Genomic DNA, 14,263 nt, shown 5'->3' with positions numbered 1-14,263 from the left:
GACTCCCAAAGACAGCCTGCCCCGCCTCCCGATCAGGGCTGAGGCGCCGCTTTCTCTTCCTCGCCCTTGGGCGGAACGGTCGTGGCCGCCTGAGCCGTCATGACGGCCGCGGGCGGCCCCTTCGCGATCGCCGCGGCAAGCGTGGTCGCCGGGGCACATTCGGTTTTGCAGATGCCACGGATGCGCGCGAGATTGGCCTGGGCCCGCGTCATCGCACCGCGCTGCACCATCGCCTCGCCCTGCCCGGCGAGCGCCGCGGTATCGTTGGGTTCGAGCGCAAGCGCCTCGCGGTAGAAACGTATCGCCTTGCCGGGCAGTTGCTGCGCCTGCGCCACCTTGCCCATGGCGATGAATGCCGCGCGGTTGCGCGGATCCACCGCCAGCGCGGTTTCAAGCAGGTCCTCGGCATTTGCGAGATTGCCGGCCCGGCGTGCCGTTTCCGCCTGCTGCAACAACTCGATCGAACGTGGATTGATCTGATCGTCGGGCTTCTGGCTTTGTCCGACGCTGGACACGGCAGCGAGAGAGAGAGCAAGGGCAATGGCGGTCGGCGAGAAACGCATCAACTTCTCCAGGACGGACTCCTGACCGCTTACTATCACGCTGCGCGCAGTCTCGCGACGAAAAAGCCGTCGGTATGGTCCCTTGCCGGCGTGAGCACCCGTCCGGCGCCAAGCTCACGGCCTGCGGCGAGCCCGTCGGCCTCGATCGCCCAGCCGGGATGGCGCACGAGAAACGCCCGCACCTGCTCCTCCCCCTCATCCGGCAGCAGCGAGCATACCGCATAGACCAGTGCGCCGCCCGGCCGGACCAGTTTCGCCGCGAGATCGAACAATCGTGCCTGAAGGCTCACCAGACGCTCGAGCCGCGCCGGCGACAGCCGCCAACGCGCTTCTGGATTGCGACGCCAGGTCCCGGTGCCAGAACAGGGCGCATCGACCAGCACGATATCCGCTACGGCCCGCAAATCGGTAAGCGCGGCCTCTTCGCGGCCATGATCGAGCAAGCGGCGCTCGACGATCGTCACCCCGGCCCGATCGGCACGCGGCGCCAGCCGGCCAAGCCGTGCGGCATCGGCGTCGCTCGCGATCAATCGGCCGCGATCGGCCATGTCGGCCGCCAGCGCCAGCGTCTTACCGCCGGCGCCCGCGCAAAGATCGATCACGGTCATACCCGGCTTTGCACCGCAGGCATGCGCAAGCAACTGGCTGCCTTCGTCCTGCACCTCGACGAGGCCTTGCCGCCAGGCATCGGTCGCTTCGACCCGAAACCCCTCGGGCAGGCGCAGACCATCCGGCGCATGCGGCGTGGCAACCGCATCAGGCAGCAGCGCGAGAGCCGCGGCGCGATCCCCGCGTAGCCGGTTGACGCGAAGGTCCAGCGGCGCGCGATCGAGCAGCGCCGGCAGCTCCTCCGCGCCGATGGCCGCGCGGAGCTTCTCCTCCAGCCAAGCCGGCGCCACGCCCGCCGCGGCCACGGCTTCGCCCGGATCGATCGGCGCCGGAGCGTGACGCGACCCGTCGAACAGTGCAGTCAACGGCGGATCGCCGGCCGCGAGACCGATCATCGCGGCGCGTCCGGACACCGGCCGCTCCCCAGCCCGGCGGATCGCGGCATAGACGAGATCGCGCACCGCACGCCGATCCTTCGATCCCGCGTAGCGGCGTTCGGCGAAATAGCGCGCGATCAGCGTATCGGCAGCCGCACCCTGATCGCGCGCACCGGCGATGATGCCGTCCAGCAGATCGATCGCGGCCTGGACGCGCGCGCCGGGCGTCACGAACCGAACCGCTTTGCAAAGGCTCCATAGACAGCCCGATCGGCGGTACGATCGAACACGGCCATGGTCACGCGGGCGAAGCAATTTGCGAATTCGCCCTTCAACAGATCCTCAAAAAGCCCGGCAATCTTATTGGGATCATTCCGGAAGACGCCACATCCCCAGGCACCGAGGATCAGGTCGCGATGGCGGTGGCGGTTGGCGAGCCACAGCAGCTTGCGCGCTCGTTCGCGATTGACCGCGTCGATCCGCGGGACCGCGTCCGGCTCGTTCTGGCGAACCGCACCGGCATTGACGGCGGGAGCGGTAATGAAGGCCGCATGATAAGGCGATAGCAGCAATTCCCCCGCATCGTCCCTGAACACGGGGACGGCCGGGGCGTGGATCATCCAGTCCGAATAGAGGCAGGACGGCTGGGCGCGATTATGCGCATAATAGTCGAATTGGCTGACGAGACAGGGATAAAGCGCCGACGAACGAGCGAGCGATTCCTCCTGCGCCTGTGCGCCGTTCAGAAAGCCGCCGCCCGGATTTCGGGCCGAGGCGAAGTTAAGGATACATATATCCGCATCCTCCTGCGCGCCGGTGAGGCGCTGCGCCGCCGCCAGACTGGTTTCGCCGGTCAATTCGATCAAGCAATTGGCAACCGTGACGATTGGCTCGATCCGGAGCGGAAAATCCTCGCCTCGATACAGACGTGTTCCGGCGACGGCGCGCTCGACTGCCGCCTTGATGGAAATATCGCTGTCGTCAGCCGCACGATAGCAGCCCGTCTCGACGATGCGGAGCGTTTCCTCCGCCGCCGCGATTCTCGCCGCCCTGTTCATCCGCTCGATCCGCCCGTTCGCGACCCCGTCGCAGAACGGGCGGTTCTCCACTCAGCGTGTCGGATAATTGGGGGCCTCACGCGTGATCGTCACGTCATGAACATGGCTTTCACGCAGGCCCGCATTGGTGATCTGCACGAAACGTGCCCGCTCGCGCAGCTCAGCAATGGTCGGTGCCCCGACATAGCCCATAGCAGCCTTCACGCCGCCGACGAGCTGATGGATCACATCCTTGGCCGGCCCCTTATAGGGCACCTGCCCCTCAATCCCTTCCGGAACGAGCTTGAGCTGATCCTTGATATCCTGCTGGAAATAGCGATCGGCCGATCCGCGCGCCATGGCGCCCACCGATCCCATGCCGCGATAGCTCTTATAGGCACGGCCTTGGTAAAGAAAGGTTTCTCCCGGCGCCTCTTCGGTGCCGGCGAGCAGCGAACCGACCATCACGCTCGCTGCGCCGGCGGCAAGCGCCTTGGCGATGTCGCCCGAGGTGCGCAGGCCGCCGTCCGCGATCACCGGAACGCCGGATTTCAGCGCCTCTTCCGCGGACTCCAGCACAGCCGTGAGCTGCGGCACGCCGACGCCCGCAACGACGCGGGTCGTGCAGATCGATCCCGGACCGATGCCCACCTTGATGCCGTCCGCGCCTGCGTCGATGAGGGCGCGCGTCGCCTCGGCCGTCGCGACATTGCCCGCAACTATCTGCACCGAGTTGGAGAGCTTCTTGATCCGCTCGACCGAACGGGCGACGTCCTTGTTGTGGCCATGGGCGGTATCGACCACGATCAGGTCGCATTCCGCATCGATCAACGCTTCGGTGCGGGCGAAACCCTTGTCGCCGACGGTGGTGGCGGCCGCGACCCGGAGGCGCCCCGATCCGTCCTTGGTGGCGGAGGGATAGGTGACCGCCTTCTCAATATCCTTCACGGTGATGAGCCCGACGCAGCGATAGGCATCATCGACGACGAGCAGCTTCTCGATCCGCCGCTGGTGGAGCAGGCGCCGCGCATCCTCCTGCGTGGTGCCGAGCGGCACCGTCGCCAGATTCTGGCTGGTCATCAGCTCTCGAACCGGCTGCTTGGGATTTTCGGCGAAGCGCACGTCGCGATTGGTGAGGATGCCGACCAGCTTGCCGGACGGCTCGGTGACGGGAATGCCGCTGATCCGATGGCGGGCCATCAGATCCTGCGCGTCGGCGAGCGTCTGGTCTGGACCGATGGTGATCGGATTGACCACCATGCCCGATTCGAAACGCTTGACGGCGCGGACTGCTGCCGCCTGCTCTTCCACGGTCAGATTGCGATGCAGAACGCCGAGGCCGCCGAGCTGCGCCATCACGATCGCCATGTCTGCTTCGGTGACGGTGTCCATCGCGGCGGACAATATGGGTATGTTGAGCGAGATCTCCCTGCTTACCCGGGTGCGCGTATCGGCCATGCTCGGCAAGACCTCGGACGCACCCGGCCGGAGGAGAACATCATCGAATGTAAGGCCGAGGGTAATATCCATGCGCGCCGATATCCTCATGTCCTGCTGCTGTCGAGAGGCTTCTCGTCGAGCCGGTCCTATAGGTATCGCGCACCGCAGTTTCCAGATTGTGTCGCACTGCAAAACCCGAAAATCCACCGAAGACGCCCTACGCTCACGCGCGAGAATCACTCCGGCGCTCGACCATTTCCAGCAAACTGGGCCGGATCGGCCAGCGCACGGGCGAAAAGGGAAAGAAAGGCTCCATCCTGCGCCGCGCCCGCGACGTCCAGCAGCCTGCCGCTCTCGTCATTGGGGCGGTGATAGCGGGTCGACATGAAAGAGCGCAGCCACCGAAGGTCGCCGTAGGCGCCGCCAACCATCACGGCGGGAATGCCGGCGCGCAGGAAAGCCCAGCCATCCTGCCGGCTGACATATGCGTTCGCGCCCCGGCTGTCGGTCACGACTCGCCCTGCATCTGCCGCGATCCGCTCGATCAGCGGATCGAGCGCCGTCTTCCCGCGGCCGATCACGCCGAGCGGCGCATCGCGCGGCGCCACGGCGACACAATCGAAATTGACCGCCGCGACGATCGATCGCAGCGGCACCGGCGGCTGGCGCAGGAAGGCGTGCACACCGCGCATGCCACTTTCTTCCCCAGTAGTCGCAAGGAAAATAATGGTGCGAACCGGCCGCGGCGCGGCGGCGAGCAGCCGGCCGAGCTCGATCAATTCGGCGATGCCGCTCGCATTGTCGATCGCGCCGTTGCAGATGCGATCCTCGGCTCTTTCGGACCGGCACAGGCCGAGATGATCCCAATGGGCGAGCAGCACCACCGCGCCCGCAGCTGGATCACGCCCCTCGATCCGTCCGATCACATTGTGCGACTCGCCCGATCCGCCGAGCCGCACCGGCTGATACCAGGCCCCTGCCCCGGCTCCGGCCGTGAGGCCCGCCTTCTCCATCTCCGCCGAAATATAGGCGATGGTCCTGGCCTCACCGGGAGTGCCGGGCTTGCGCCCCTCGAACGCATCGCTGGCGAGCACCGCGATATGGCGATGCAGCGCGGCGGGATCGATTTCCGGAACGGATCCCGAGGCGAGCATGGCCGCCAGCAACGCGAGCATCGACGCCCTCCTGTTCTCTTCCGTTCGCCGGCACGCGCCGGCTCCAGGCTGCATAGCGTAACCGAATGGTGGGGCAATCGCCGCCTTGCGGCATCAGGCCGGAGCGTTGCGCACCCCCGTGGCCATTCTTGTTCCATGGAGGATGTACCGATTCCGGCTTGCGGCACGCTCCATGAGGCGCATGATCGCGGGCAGACCAGAGGAGAGGCGCGAGGCCCATGGGTTATTTCTTCATCTTCGTGACGGTGCTTGCCGTCGCCTTCGTGTTCTCCGGCGTCACCGTGGTGCGCCAAGGCTATCAATATACGATCGAGCGGTTCGGAAAATTCACCGGCGTCGCGCATCCCGGCTTCAATTTCTACACACCCTTCTTCTATCGCGTCGGGCGCCGCATCAACATGATGGAGCAGGTGCTCGACATTCCGGGCCAGGAGATCATCACCAAGGACAACGCCATGGTCGCGGTTGACGGCGTCGTCTTCTTCCAGGTGCTCGATGCCGCCAAGGCCGCCTATGAGGTGAGCGATCTCTACATCGCGATCATGCAGCTTTCGACGACCAACCTGCGCACCGTGATGGGCGGGATGGACCTCGACGAGACGCTGAGCAAGCGCGACGAAATCAACGCCCGGCTGCTTGCCGTGGTCGATCACGCGACCGAGGCATGGGGCGTCAAGATCACCCGCGTCGAGCTCAAGGACATCCGGCCGCCGGCGGACATCGTCAACGCCATGACCCGCCAGATGAAGGCAGAGCGCGAGAAGCGCGCTTCGATCCTCGAATCGGAAGGCGCGCGGCAGAATGAGATCAACCGCGCCGAGGGCCAGAAGCAGGCGCAGATACTGGAGGCCGAAGGGCGTCGCGAAGCCGCCTTCCGCGATGCCGAAGCGCGGGAACGCGCCGCGCAGGCAGAGGCGACCGCGACCCGGCTCGTGTCCGAGGCGATCGCCAACGGCAACGCCCAGGCGATCAACTATTTCATCGCGCAGAAATATGTCGAAGCGGTGAGCCAGTTCGCTACCTCGCCCAACGCCAAGACGATCCTCTTCCCAGTGGAGGCGACGCAGCTCATCGGCACGCTAGGCGGCATCGGCGAACTGGCAAAGGACGCGCTCGGCGGCTCCGGCAATCCACCTTCCTCACCGCGACCGGCGCCGCGCCGGCCTGGTCCGTTCGAGCAGGCCGGATCATGACGATCGACGGGATCGCGATCGATCCGCAATGGTGCTGGCTGACCGCCGGGGTGCTGCTCGGCATCGCCGAGGTGATCGCGCCCGGCTTCTTCCTCATCTGGCTGGGCGTCGCCGCGCTGGTGACGGGCACCGTAACGCTGGCTTTCGGCATCCCGATCGAGGCTCAATTCGCCTTGTTCGCGGTCATAGCGATCGCCGCGGTCTATGCCGCGCGGCGCTGGTTCCTGGCCAATCCGGGTCCGACCGGCGACCCGCTGCTCAACGACCGTGCGGCGCGGCTGATCGGACAGACGGTGCTGGTCGTCGCCGCGATCGAGGGCGGCGAGGGCCGCGTGAAAGTGGGTGACGGCGTGTGGAATGCCGAAGGCCCCGACATGCCGGAGGGCACGCGCGTGCGCGTCACCGGCGCGACGGGAACGACGTTGCTGGTGGAACGGCTGAACTGAAAGCGCCGAGCCGCGGACAGGCCTACCGTGCCTCGTTTACCGGTTGCGGGACAGCGTCCTCCGACGCCGTCATGATCCGGGATGCCGCCAACCTATCAGGCAAATAATCCAGCATAACGATCGCGCAGCAGGTTCTTTTGGACCTTGCCCATCGCATTACGCGGCAGTTCCTCGACGAAGAGAATGCGCTTCGGCGTCTTGAAACCGGCGAGACGCGCCCGGGCCTCGGCGATCAGCGCAGCTTCGTCGCCCTTCCCGGTCGCCACGGCGATCACGGCTTCGCCGAAATCGGGATGCGGCACGCCGACGACCGCGCTTTCGCCGATACCCTCGAGCGTATCGAGCAGCAGTTCGATCTCCTTGGGATAGACATTATAGCCACCCGAGATGATCAGATCCTTGGCGCGGCCGCTGATCCACACGCGGCCGTCCGCATCGGCGCGGCCGACGTCGCCGGTCCTGAACCAGCCGTCGGCGGTGAATTCCTCGGCGGTCTTTTCCGGCATGCGCCAATAGCCGGAAAACACGCTCGGCCCGCATATCTCGATGCCGCCGGCGTCCTCGCCGCCCGCGATCCGCAGGCCGACGCCGGGCAAGGGGAAACCCACGCTGCCCGGCACGCGATCGCCGACCAGCGGATTGGTGGTGATCACGATCGCCTCGGACATGCCGTAACGCTCGAGGATGCGCTGACCGGTACGGGCTTCGAACTCGGCGAAGGTGCTTTCCAGCAACGGTGCCGAGCCGGACACGAACAGCCGCATATGCGCCGCCGCGGCCCGCTCGAAACCCGGCTGCGCGAGCAGGCGCGTATAGAAGGTCGGCACGCCCATCATCACCGTGGCGCGCGGCAGCATGCGCAGCACGTCCTTCTCGTCGAACTTCGGCAGCCAGATCAGCGCGCCACCGGTCAGCAAGGCGCAATGCAGGGCGATGAACAGGCCGTGGACATGGAAGATCGGCAGCGCGTGGAGCAGCACGTCTCCGCCGCCATAGCCCCAGGCCTCGATCAGCGCCTGCGCATTGGCGGCGAGATTGCCATGGGTGAGCATGGCGCCTTTCGAGCGGCCGGTGGTGCCTGACGTATAGATCAGCGCCGCGACATCGTCGGCGCTACGCGGCTCGCTGCGGTCCAGCGGCTCCAGCGCGGCCGCCTCCCCCGCGAGCGCGACCGCGTCGCGCACTACCAGCGCAGGCTCGGCATCGCCGATGAAATAGGCCATTTCGGCTTCGGTATAGGCGCTGTTGAGCGGCGCGTAGATGGCGCCGATCTTCAGCGTGGCGAGATAAAGTGCCAGCGCCTCGGGGGTCTTTTCGGTCTGCACGACCATGCGGTCGCCCGGCGCTATACCGCGATCGACCAGCAACCGCGCGATCCGCCCGACCAGCGCGGCAAGCCCGCCATAGCTCAGTTCGGCGCCGTCCCGCAGGATCAGGCAGGTCGCCGTCCGATCGGACAGCATGCGGGATTCGATCAGGGAATAGAAGTTCGAGTCCATAGGAGGCGCTTAAAGCATCGCGGCGAGCGGAGGAAACCGGTTTTGCGGCGCGCCGGGACTGCACGGGGTAGCCTCTCAGCGGGTGCGCGCAACCATGAAGAGCGAGCCGGTATAGCCGCTGTGCGTCTCGGCCTCGCTGCCGCCGATCGGCTCGACAGAAATGTCGCCGACATAGGGATGGAAGGCCGCGCGAATGGCATCGGCGTCGACCGGAAGCGCCGGAAAAGGCCGATCCGCTACTACGTAGCCGCGGGACTGATCGAGAAACGCCGCGACCAGCGTGCCGCCCGGACGGACGGCTTCGGCGAGGGCTCGGCAGGCGCTCGCGAATTCGGCCTCGCTACGGGTGATCGATTCGGCGCAGAAGAACATCGTCGCCAGATCCCACTGCGCCTTGGGCAGATCGAAGATCGACGCCTGCTCGACCCTCGCGATCGCCGCGATCGCCGCGACGGGATTCTCGTCCGGCACGTGTCCGGGGCTGACGACGTCCCAATAATAGCGCCAGAGCGGACGCAGTTCGTCACCGGCCAGTTCTTCCCGCAGCCAGTCCACATTCTGGCGCGAATATTCCCAGGCGGTGAGGCTCCTGGCGCGCGGCAGAGCGCACAGCCAGGGAAAGAGATTAGGGCCGGTGCCCACGTCGATGATGTCGAGCGCCGCGCCCGCAGGCGGCGCCGCCGCTATCGCCGCCGCCGTTCGCCGCGCGAGATCGACATCGTCGGGATGCGGCTCGCGATAATAATGATCGAGATAGGCCTCGCTATCGAAGGCATCCCAATCATAGCCGCTGTTGCTGGATGCGAGGGGCTCGCCCTCACCGCTCGACGAGCCCATCAGCCTCGCTCACTGCCTAGTATATGTAACCCAAACATTGGGTTCGACATATCGGCCGACACCGCTCTCGATATCAATATCCACCGGAACCAGGCCGCCTTGAATCTCGACCGGTCCGGACTGATCGAAGTGACGGCCGGTCCAGCTTTCCCAAAAGCCCACCGGCTCCTCGACCGACATCGAGCGTGCGCACGGACCGAGGATCGTCGCGCCCATCGCGACATGGCTGCGCAGCCAGGGATCGAAGGGCGCGCCGCTGCCATTGTCCCACGTCACATAGTCCGAGATCGAGACGTCCGGATAGCGATGCTTGGCAGAAGGCCGAACAGGGATCCACGGCCCGGCGAGGCCGCGCGAGCGCGCAACGTCCCCCATGGCCTTGATCACCCGACGGGCGAGGCCCTTGCCCTGGTGAACTTTGGGAACGGAGACGGCGAGGCCGATTAGAATATTCGGCGTCCGGTCGCGGGTCTCATAGGCGGTCCGCACCGCCCAGTCCCAGCCGTCTTCGGGAAGCTGGCTCATATCCTCGCTATAGAGCGGGACGCAATTTCCGACCGCAACGACATATTTGTGGCGCGCGTCGACCAGGCAGATCTGATGGTCCGCATAATGATCCAGCAGCGCCTGATAATGGTCGAAGCTTGCCTGGGTGAAGTTCAGAAACTCAAGGCCGGACCACGCCGCCTGATCGACGACGAGCGCAGCCTTAGCGATCTCCGGGCTGTCTGCCCGAGATGCCAGGAAATACTCGTCCATCAGAAATGCCCCATCATTTTTAACCGATTCGGTGCCCGCAAGGCCAGGGATATGACCAAAACCGCGCCGTTAGGTTAAAATCCTATAAACCATTTTGGTTTCGTCGGGAAGGCGATTCCCGCAAAACCTTAATCAAAAAGTGACCACCGCTGCTTAGGGTGCCCGCTTGTGGGGGCCGAGCTGCGCCTGCGGCAGGAGCGATTGATGGTGGAATCAACAGGAGGAAGCGTGCCCGGCCGAATCGGCACGCCCACCTTCGGCGTCTCGCTGATGCTGCTCGCGATCAGCAGCGCATTACTGTTCTTCATCGTCTACGCGGGCATTTCGATGAACAATGCCGCGCGGAATTCGCAACGCGACCTGATCAGCGCGGCGCTCAGCGATGCGGTCAACCGGACGCTGATGGAGCAGAAGGGCATCGCGCTCTGGGATGAGAGCACGCGTGCCGCGCAGGGGAAAATCTTCAACGTCAATTGGTTCGACGAGGAGGTCGGCGCCTACTTCACCGAGGGTTATGGCCACGATCAGGTCTATATTCTCGATCCGTCCGATCGGGTGATCTACGGCTATGCCCACGGCAAGCATCTCGATGCCGCGCAGTTCGAGGAAATCCGAAGCAAGGTAGGTCCGATGATCGCCGAGGTGCGCAGCGCCAAGAAGCGTACCTATCTGGAACGGGACCGCCTGTTCGGCCTTAACCAACAACGTTACAGCCGCCTGCAGGGCGCTCGCTCCGCGCGCTGGGCGGCCAACATCCTCTCCGGCCCGGAAGGCCCCGTCATCGTCTCGATCATGACGATCGTGCCAACGGTCGATACAAGCCTGCTGCTGCCCCGCCCCTATCTGATGGTCAGCGTGGTCAAGATCGATCAGGCGATGATGGATCTCATCGGCCGCAGCATCAAGATCGGCGCGATACGACTGGATCCGGCGAATGTGACCGACAGCCAGGCCGTACCTCTCGTCTCCGACGAAGGCGAAGTGGCCGCGATGATGAGCTGGACCTCGCCGAAGCCCGGTCAGCTGCTGCTGACACGCATCCTGCCGATCTTCGCCGTGCTGCTGATCGTCGCCGCCTTCTACACCATGATGATCTTCCGCCGGCTCAACGAGGCCTACGCCAAGCTGCGCGACCAGGAAGCCAGTGCCCGCTTCATGGCGATGCACGACGGCCTGTCACAGTTGCCGAACCGCCGGAACTTCATTCAGACCCTGCGCACCAGGCTAAGCCTGCTCGCGCGGGAAAACTCATCGAACCGGATTGCGATCGCCTATGTCGACGTCGATCGCTTCAAGGACGTGAACGACGCGATCGGGCACGGCGCCGGTGATTCGCTGATCATCCAGATCGGCCCTCGCCTCAAGGATCTGCTGCGGCCGCGCGACATGCTGGCTCGCCTCGGCGGCGACGAGTTCGCGGTGATGCGGGAAATCGTGCCGGGCGAGGATCCGGCCAAGCTCGGCGAGACGATCATGGCCGCGTTCAAGCGTCCGTTCGATGTCGGGAACCAGCAGATCGAAGTGACGGCATCGGTCGGCATCGCCGTTGCTGCGTCGGGCGAAGCCGATCCCGACCGCGTCGTGCAGGATGCGGATATCAGCCTCTATCGCGCCAAGGATCTCGGCCGCAACCGCTATGCGCTGTTCGAAGCGAGCATGGCGGAGGAAGTGCGCAGCCGCCACGAGATCGAAACGGATCTGCGCGCCGCAATCGGCACCAGCCAGATCCAGATGTATTATCAGCCCGTTATCTCGGTGCGAACCGGGCAGGTAACCTCGGTCGAAGCACTGGTGCGCTGGAAACATCCGAAAAAGGGCCTGATCGAACCGGGCCGGTTCATCTCGCTGGCAGAACAGGGTGGCCTGATGGTCCCTTTGGGCGATCATATCCTGGAGCAGGTATTCCGCGAGGCGCATCGGTTCGCCAATGTCGACATCGCGATCAACCTTTCGCCCGTGCAGCTCCGCCAGCGACACCTGCCCGACCGGCTGGACCAGCTGGCTCGCCTGTTCAGTGTCGATCCCCGGCGCATCGTCCTGGAAGTCACCGAGAGCATGCTCATCGATGCCGACGGCGCCACCGAGCGCAGCTTCGAGGACATCCGCAAGCTCGGCTTCCGCATGGCGCTCGACGACTTCGGCACAGGCTATTCGAGCCTCGGCTACCTGCATCGCTTCGAATTCAGCAAGATCAAGATCGATCGATCCTTCGTTTCCTCCGGCTCGCTGGAACGGCTCCGGCCGATCATCGAGGCGATCGTCCATATCGGCCGCGGCCTGCGCATGGACATCGTTGCCGAGGGTGTCGAATCGGCCGCGGAACTGGCGATGATCCAGGCACTGGGCTGCACCGAAGCGCAGGGCTACTGGATCTCTCGGCCGCTTCCCCTTGAAGACATATTGGCCTTCATTTCTACGCCACGCAGCGGCGGCCCCAAGCGCCAGCCCCTGCAGGTGGCGCGAGGCTGAACTTCGCCAAAGCGTCAGTCGATCACTTCGCCCGGGTCGACGCCCCATATCCCGCCGGTCTCGATATAGCCTTCTTGGCCGCGCACGTTGAACAGGCACCAACCGTCCGAGCAGTGACTTATGCGGCCCACGACGCCTGGCGCAGCGCGCCATACGATCGCCGATCCGGCATCGGGCTTGGCATACATGGGGCGGATACTACCCGTCACGATCGCGGTGCGCCGATCCGACAGGAGATTGACCAGCATCCAGCCGGTCGTTCCATCGGGATCCTGGATCTTGCGCCAGCTCGCCTCGCCCTTGCTGTGTTCGTCGGCCTTGATGACCTGAACCACCTTCACCGGCAGATCGGCGCGGCGATACAGCCAGGAGCTCGGGAAATTGCGTCCGGGTCCGGTGCGCATCCGAGCCTGGCCAGCCGAGATCGACGCCCAGTAAGGCGGGTTGCGATCGGGCGCGGCCAGCGCTGAAGCCGTGACCAGAACCGCAGCCGTGACCGCGGCAAACCGCGCGCATCCCCTGATTCCACGCATGAATACAACCATTCGAACACTAAGGAAGAAAGGACAGTAGGCCCGTTTCGATCCGGGCGGAACCGGCCTTTCGCGCAAATATGGCTTACCCGGATCTTCAGCATTCTGAACCACCGCTGGATGAAGCGGTCCGGCCGCGCTCCGTAGCTCTTGACGGCCATGGAGCGAACCGCCAAGCGCTCGGCATGGCCGCCGAACGCCCGGAACATCCCAAGATCGTCGTCACCCGACGACTCACCCCCGGCGTCGAAGCACGCATGGGCCAGCTCTTCCGGACCGAATTCAACGCCGAAGACGCCCCCTATGAGCGGGCGCGCATGGCTGGGGCGATGGCGCGCGCCGACGTGCTGGTCCCGACCGTCACTGACGATATCGATGCGATGCTGATCGACGCGGCCGGGCCGCAGCTCAAGCTCATCGCCAATTTCGGCGCGGGCGTGGACCATATCGATCTCAAGGCCGCGCGCCGCCGAGGCATAATCGTCACCAACACGCCCGGCGTGTTGACCGAGGACACCGCCGACATGGCGATGGCACTGATTCTCGCCGTTCCACGTCGACTCTTCGAAGGCGAGCGCCTCGCCCGCGCCGGCGGCTGGCGTGGCTGGAGCCCGTGCGGCATGCTGGGCCATCGCATCACGGGCAAGACTCTGGGCATCGTCGGCATGGGCCGGATCGGCCAGGCGGTCGCACGCCGAGCCCGCGCATTCGGCCTCTCGGTGCGTTATCATAACCGTCATCGCCTGCCCCAGATCGTCGAGCAGGAGTTGAAAGCGCAGTACGAGCCGGATCTCGACGCCATGCTTGGCCGCATCGACTTTCTGACGATCAACTGCCCCCACACACCGCAGACCCATCATCTGCTGGATGCCCGCCGGCTGGCGCTGCTCGGCCCCCAGAGCTATCTCATCAACACCGCACGCGGCGAGATCGTGGACGAAACTGCGCTGATCGCGACGCTGGAAGCCGGCGGCATCGCCGGAGCGGGGCTCGATGTGTTCGAGCATGAGCCGGCGATCGATCCCCGCCTCGCCGCGCTCGATAATGTCGTCGTGCTGCCACACATGGGCTCCGCCACCTATGAGGCGCGCGAGGCGATGGGCACCAAGGTGATCGCCAACATCCGCGCCTGGATCGATGGACATCGGCCGCCCGATCAGGTGCTCGAGGGATGGATCTGACACCAGAGAGCGGCGGGCGCAGGGAACCAGCCGACGCGCCGACGTGTTGAAGCCGTGGTTAAGACGTCAGAGGGACTGACCGAGGAACCGGACTTCAACCTGCCGGGCGGAACATGTCGAAGGCTGCCGATGCATGCCGTGCGTC

13 protein-coding genes are annotated in these 14,263 nt (G+C 65.2%); 4 read left to right on the top strand and 9 right to left on the bottom strand.

Features of this window, described 5'->3' with window-relative positions; all coding sequences use genetic code 11:
* Positions 1-32: 32 nt before the first annotated feature.
* The 5 genes from GQY20_RS28500 to GQY20_RS28480 form a co-directional block, all read right to left on the bottom strand.
* On the bottom strand, positions 33-563 hold the full coding sequence (locus GQY20_RS28500; protein ID WP_157220568.1) for a hypothetical protein: 531 nt from the start codon (positions 561-563) through the stop codon (positions 33-35).
* Positions 564-598: 35 nt separating this feature from the next.
* On the bottom strand, positions 599-1,780 hold the full coding sequence (locus GQY20_RS28495; protein WP_157220567.1) for an RsmB/NOP family class I SAM-dependent RNA methyltransferase: 1,182 nt from the start codon (positions 1,778-1,780) through the stop codon (positions 599-601).
* Positions 1,777-2,607, bottom strand: coding sequence for a TIGR02452 family protein (locus tag GQY20_RS28490; RefSeq protein WP_157220566.1), 831 nt, complete (start codon positions 2,605-2,607; stop codon positions 1,777-1,779). The genes GQY20_RS28495 and GQY20_RS28490 overlap by 4 nt, the downstream gene beginning before the upstream one ends.
* Positions 2,608-2,658: 51 nt before the next feature.
* Entirely contained in the window at positions 2,659-4,116 is a 1,458-nt protein-coding gene (guaB, locus tag GQY20_RS28485; RefSeq protein ID WP_157220565.1) for an IMP dehydrogenase, read from the bottom strand.
* 146 nt (positions 4,117-4,262) lie between these two features.
* Positions 4,263-5,201 carry a M28 family peptidase gene (locus GQY20_RS28480; RefSeq protein WP_157220564.1) on the bottom strand — a complete coding sequence of 313 codons (939 nt, stop codon included), beginning with the start codon at positions 5,199-5,201 and terminating at the stop codon, positions 4,263-4,265.
* Between the two features lie 218 nt (positions 5,202-5,419).
* Here GQY20_RS28480 and GQY20_RS28475 point away from each other — a divergent pair, with 218 nt between their 5' ends.
* Together GQY20_RS28475 and GQY20_RS28470 are read left to right on the top strand one after the other, a co-directional pair.
* Complete coding sequence (locus tag GQY20_RS28475) at positions 5,420-6,394, top strand: SPFH domain-containing protein (RefSeq protein WP_157220563.1); 975 nt, start codon at positions 5,420-5,422, stop codon at positions 6,392-6,394.
* Positions 6,391-6,840 carry an NfeD family protein gene (locus GQY20_RS28470; RefSeq protein WP_157220562.1) on the top strand — a complete coding sequence of 150 codons (450 nt, stop codon included), beginning with the start codon at positions 6,391-6,393 and terminating at the stop codon, positions 6,838-6,840. The genes GQY20_RS28475 and GQY20_RS28470 overlap by 4 nt, the downstream gene beginning before the upstream one ends.
* A 95-nt stretch (positions 6,841-6,935) precedes the next feature.
* Here GQY20_RS28470 and GQY20_RS28465 read toward each other — a convergent pair whose 3' ends face one another.
* The 3 genes from GQY20_RS28465 to GQY20_RS28455 all read right to left on the bottom strand — a co-directional run bounded on the left by GQY20_RS28465 (position 6,936) and on the right by GQY20_RS28455 (position 9,935).
* Positions 6,936-8,339 (bottom strand): AMP-binding protein, encoded by a 1,404-nt coding sequence (locus tag GQY20_RS28465; protein ID WP_157220561.1) that lies wholly within the window; start codon positions 8,337-8,339, stop codon positions 6,936-6,938.
* Between the two features lie 75 nt (positions 8,340-8,414).
* Positions 8,415-9,176: a class I SAM-dependent methyltransferase gene (locus tag GQY20_RS28460; RefSeq protein WP_157220560.1), complete on the bottom strand. Its 762-nt coding sequence runs from the start codon at positions 9,174-9,176 to the stop codon at positions 8,415-8,417.
* Positions 9,177-9,185: 9 nt separating this feature from the next.
* Positions 9,186-9,935, bottom strand: a complete 750-nt coding sequence (locus GQY20_RS28455) for a hypothetical protein (protein WP_198351264.1) — start codon at positions 9,933-9,935, stop codon at positions 9,186-9,188.
* Between the two features lie 228 nt (positions 9,936-10,163).
* Between GQY20_RS28455 and GQY20_RS28450 the strand changes: the two genes are divergently transcribed.
* Complete coding sequence (locus GQY20_RS28450; protein ID WP_198351263.1) at positions 10,164-12,404, top strand: bifunctional diguanylate cyclase/phosphodiesterase; 2,241 nt, start codon at positions 10,164-10,166, stop codon at positions 12,402-12,404.
* A 14-nt stretch (positions 12,405-12,418) separates the two neighbouring features.
* On the opposite strand, the gene GQY20_RS28445 is transcribed toward GQY20_RS28450, so the two are convergent.
* Positions 12,419-12,937, bottom strand: a complete 519-nt coding sequence (locus GQY20_RS28445; protein WP_157220558.1) for an SH3 domain-containing protein — start codon at positions 12,935-12,937, stop codon at positions 12,419-12,421.
* A 185-nt stretch (positions 12,938-13,122) separates the two neighbouring features.
* Between GQY20_RS28445 and GQY20_RS28440 the strand changes: the two genes are divergently transcribed.
* A complete protein-coding gene (locus GQY20_RS28440; RefSeq protein WP_157220557.1) occupies positions 13,123-14,118 on the top strand; it encodes a 2-hydroxyacid dehydrogenase in 996 nt (331 codons plus the stop codon).
* Positions 14,119-14,263 lie beyond the last annotated feature (145 nt).

The organism is Flavisphingomonas formosensis (assembly GCF_009755815.1).
Lineage (GTDB): Bacteria > Pseudomonadota > Alphaproteobacteria > Sphingomonadales > Sphingomonadaceae > Flavisphingomonas > Flavisphingomonas formosensis.
The sequence above is the reverse complement of the archived record's forward strand: the minus strand, read 5'-3'. Positions and strand labels throughout refer to the sequence as shown.

Bases quoted from the DNA above. Each gene is read 5' to 3' on its own strand.
- GQY20_RS28470 (WP_157220562.1), top strand. From the start codon at position 6,391: ATGACGATCGACGGGATCGCGATCGATCCGCAATGGTGCTGGCTGACC.
- GQY20_RS28490 (WP_157220566.1), bottom strand. From the start codon at position 2,607: ATGAACAGGGCGGCGAGAATCGCGGCGGCGGAGGAAACGCTCCGCATC.
- GQY20_RS28500 (WP_157220568.1), bottom strand. From the start codon at position 563: ATGCGTTTCTCGCCGACCGCCATTGCCCTTGCTCTCTCTCTCGCTGCC.
- GQY20_RS28440 (WP_157220557.1), top strand. From the start codon at position 13,123: ATGGCCGCCGAACGCCCGGAACATCCCAAGATCGTCGTCACCCGACGA.
- GQY20_RS28460 (WP_157220560.1), bottom strand. From the start codon at position 9,176: ATGGGCTCGTCGAGCGGTGAGGGCGAGCCCCTCGCATCCAGCAACAGC.
- GQY20_RS28455 (WP_198351264.1), bottom strand. From the start codon at position 9,935: ATGGACGAGTATTTCCTGGCATCTCGGGCAGACAGCCCGGAGATCGCT.
- GQY20_RS28480 (WP_157220564.1), bottom strand. From the start codon at position 5,201: ATGCTCGCGTTGCTGGCGGCCATGCTCGCCTCGGGATCCGTTCCGGAA.
- GQY20_RS28465 (WP_157220561.1), bottom strand. From the start codon at position 8,339: ATGGACTCGAACTTCTATTCCCTGATCGAATCCCGCATGCTGTCCGAT.
- guaB (WP_157220565.1), bottom strand. From the start codon at position 4,116: ATGGATATTACCCTCGGCCTTACATTCGATGATGTTCTCCTCCGGCCG.
- GQY20_RS28445 (WP_157220558.1), bottom strand. From the start codon at position 12,937: ATGCGTGGAATCAGGGGATGCGCGCGGTTTGCCGCGGTCACGGCTGCG.
- GQY20_RS28475 (WP_157220563.1), top strand. From the start codon at position 5,420: ATGGGTTATTTCTTCATCTTCGTGACGGTGCTTGCCGTCGCCTTCGTG.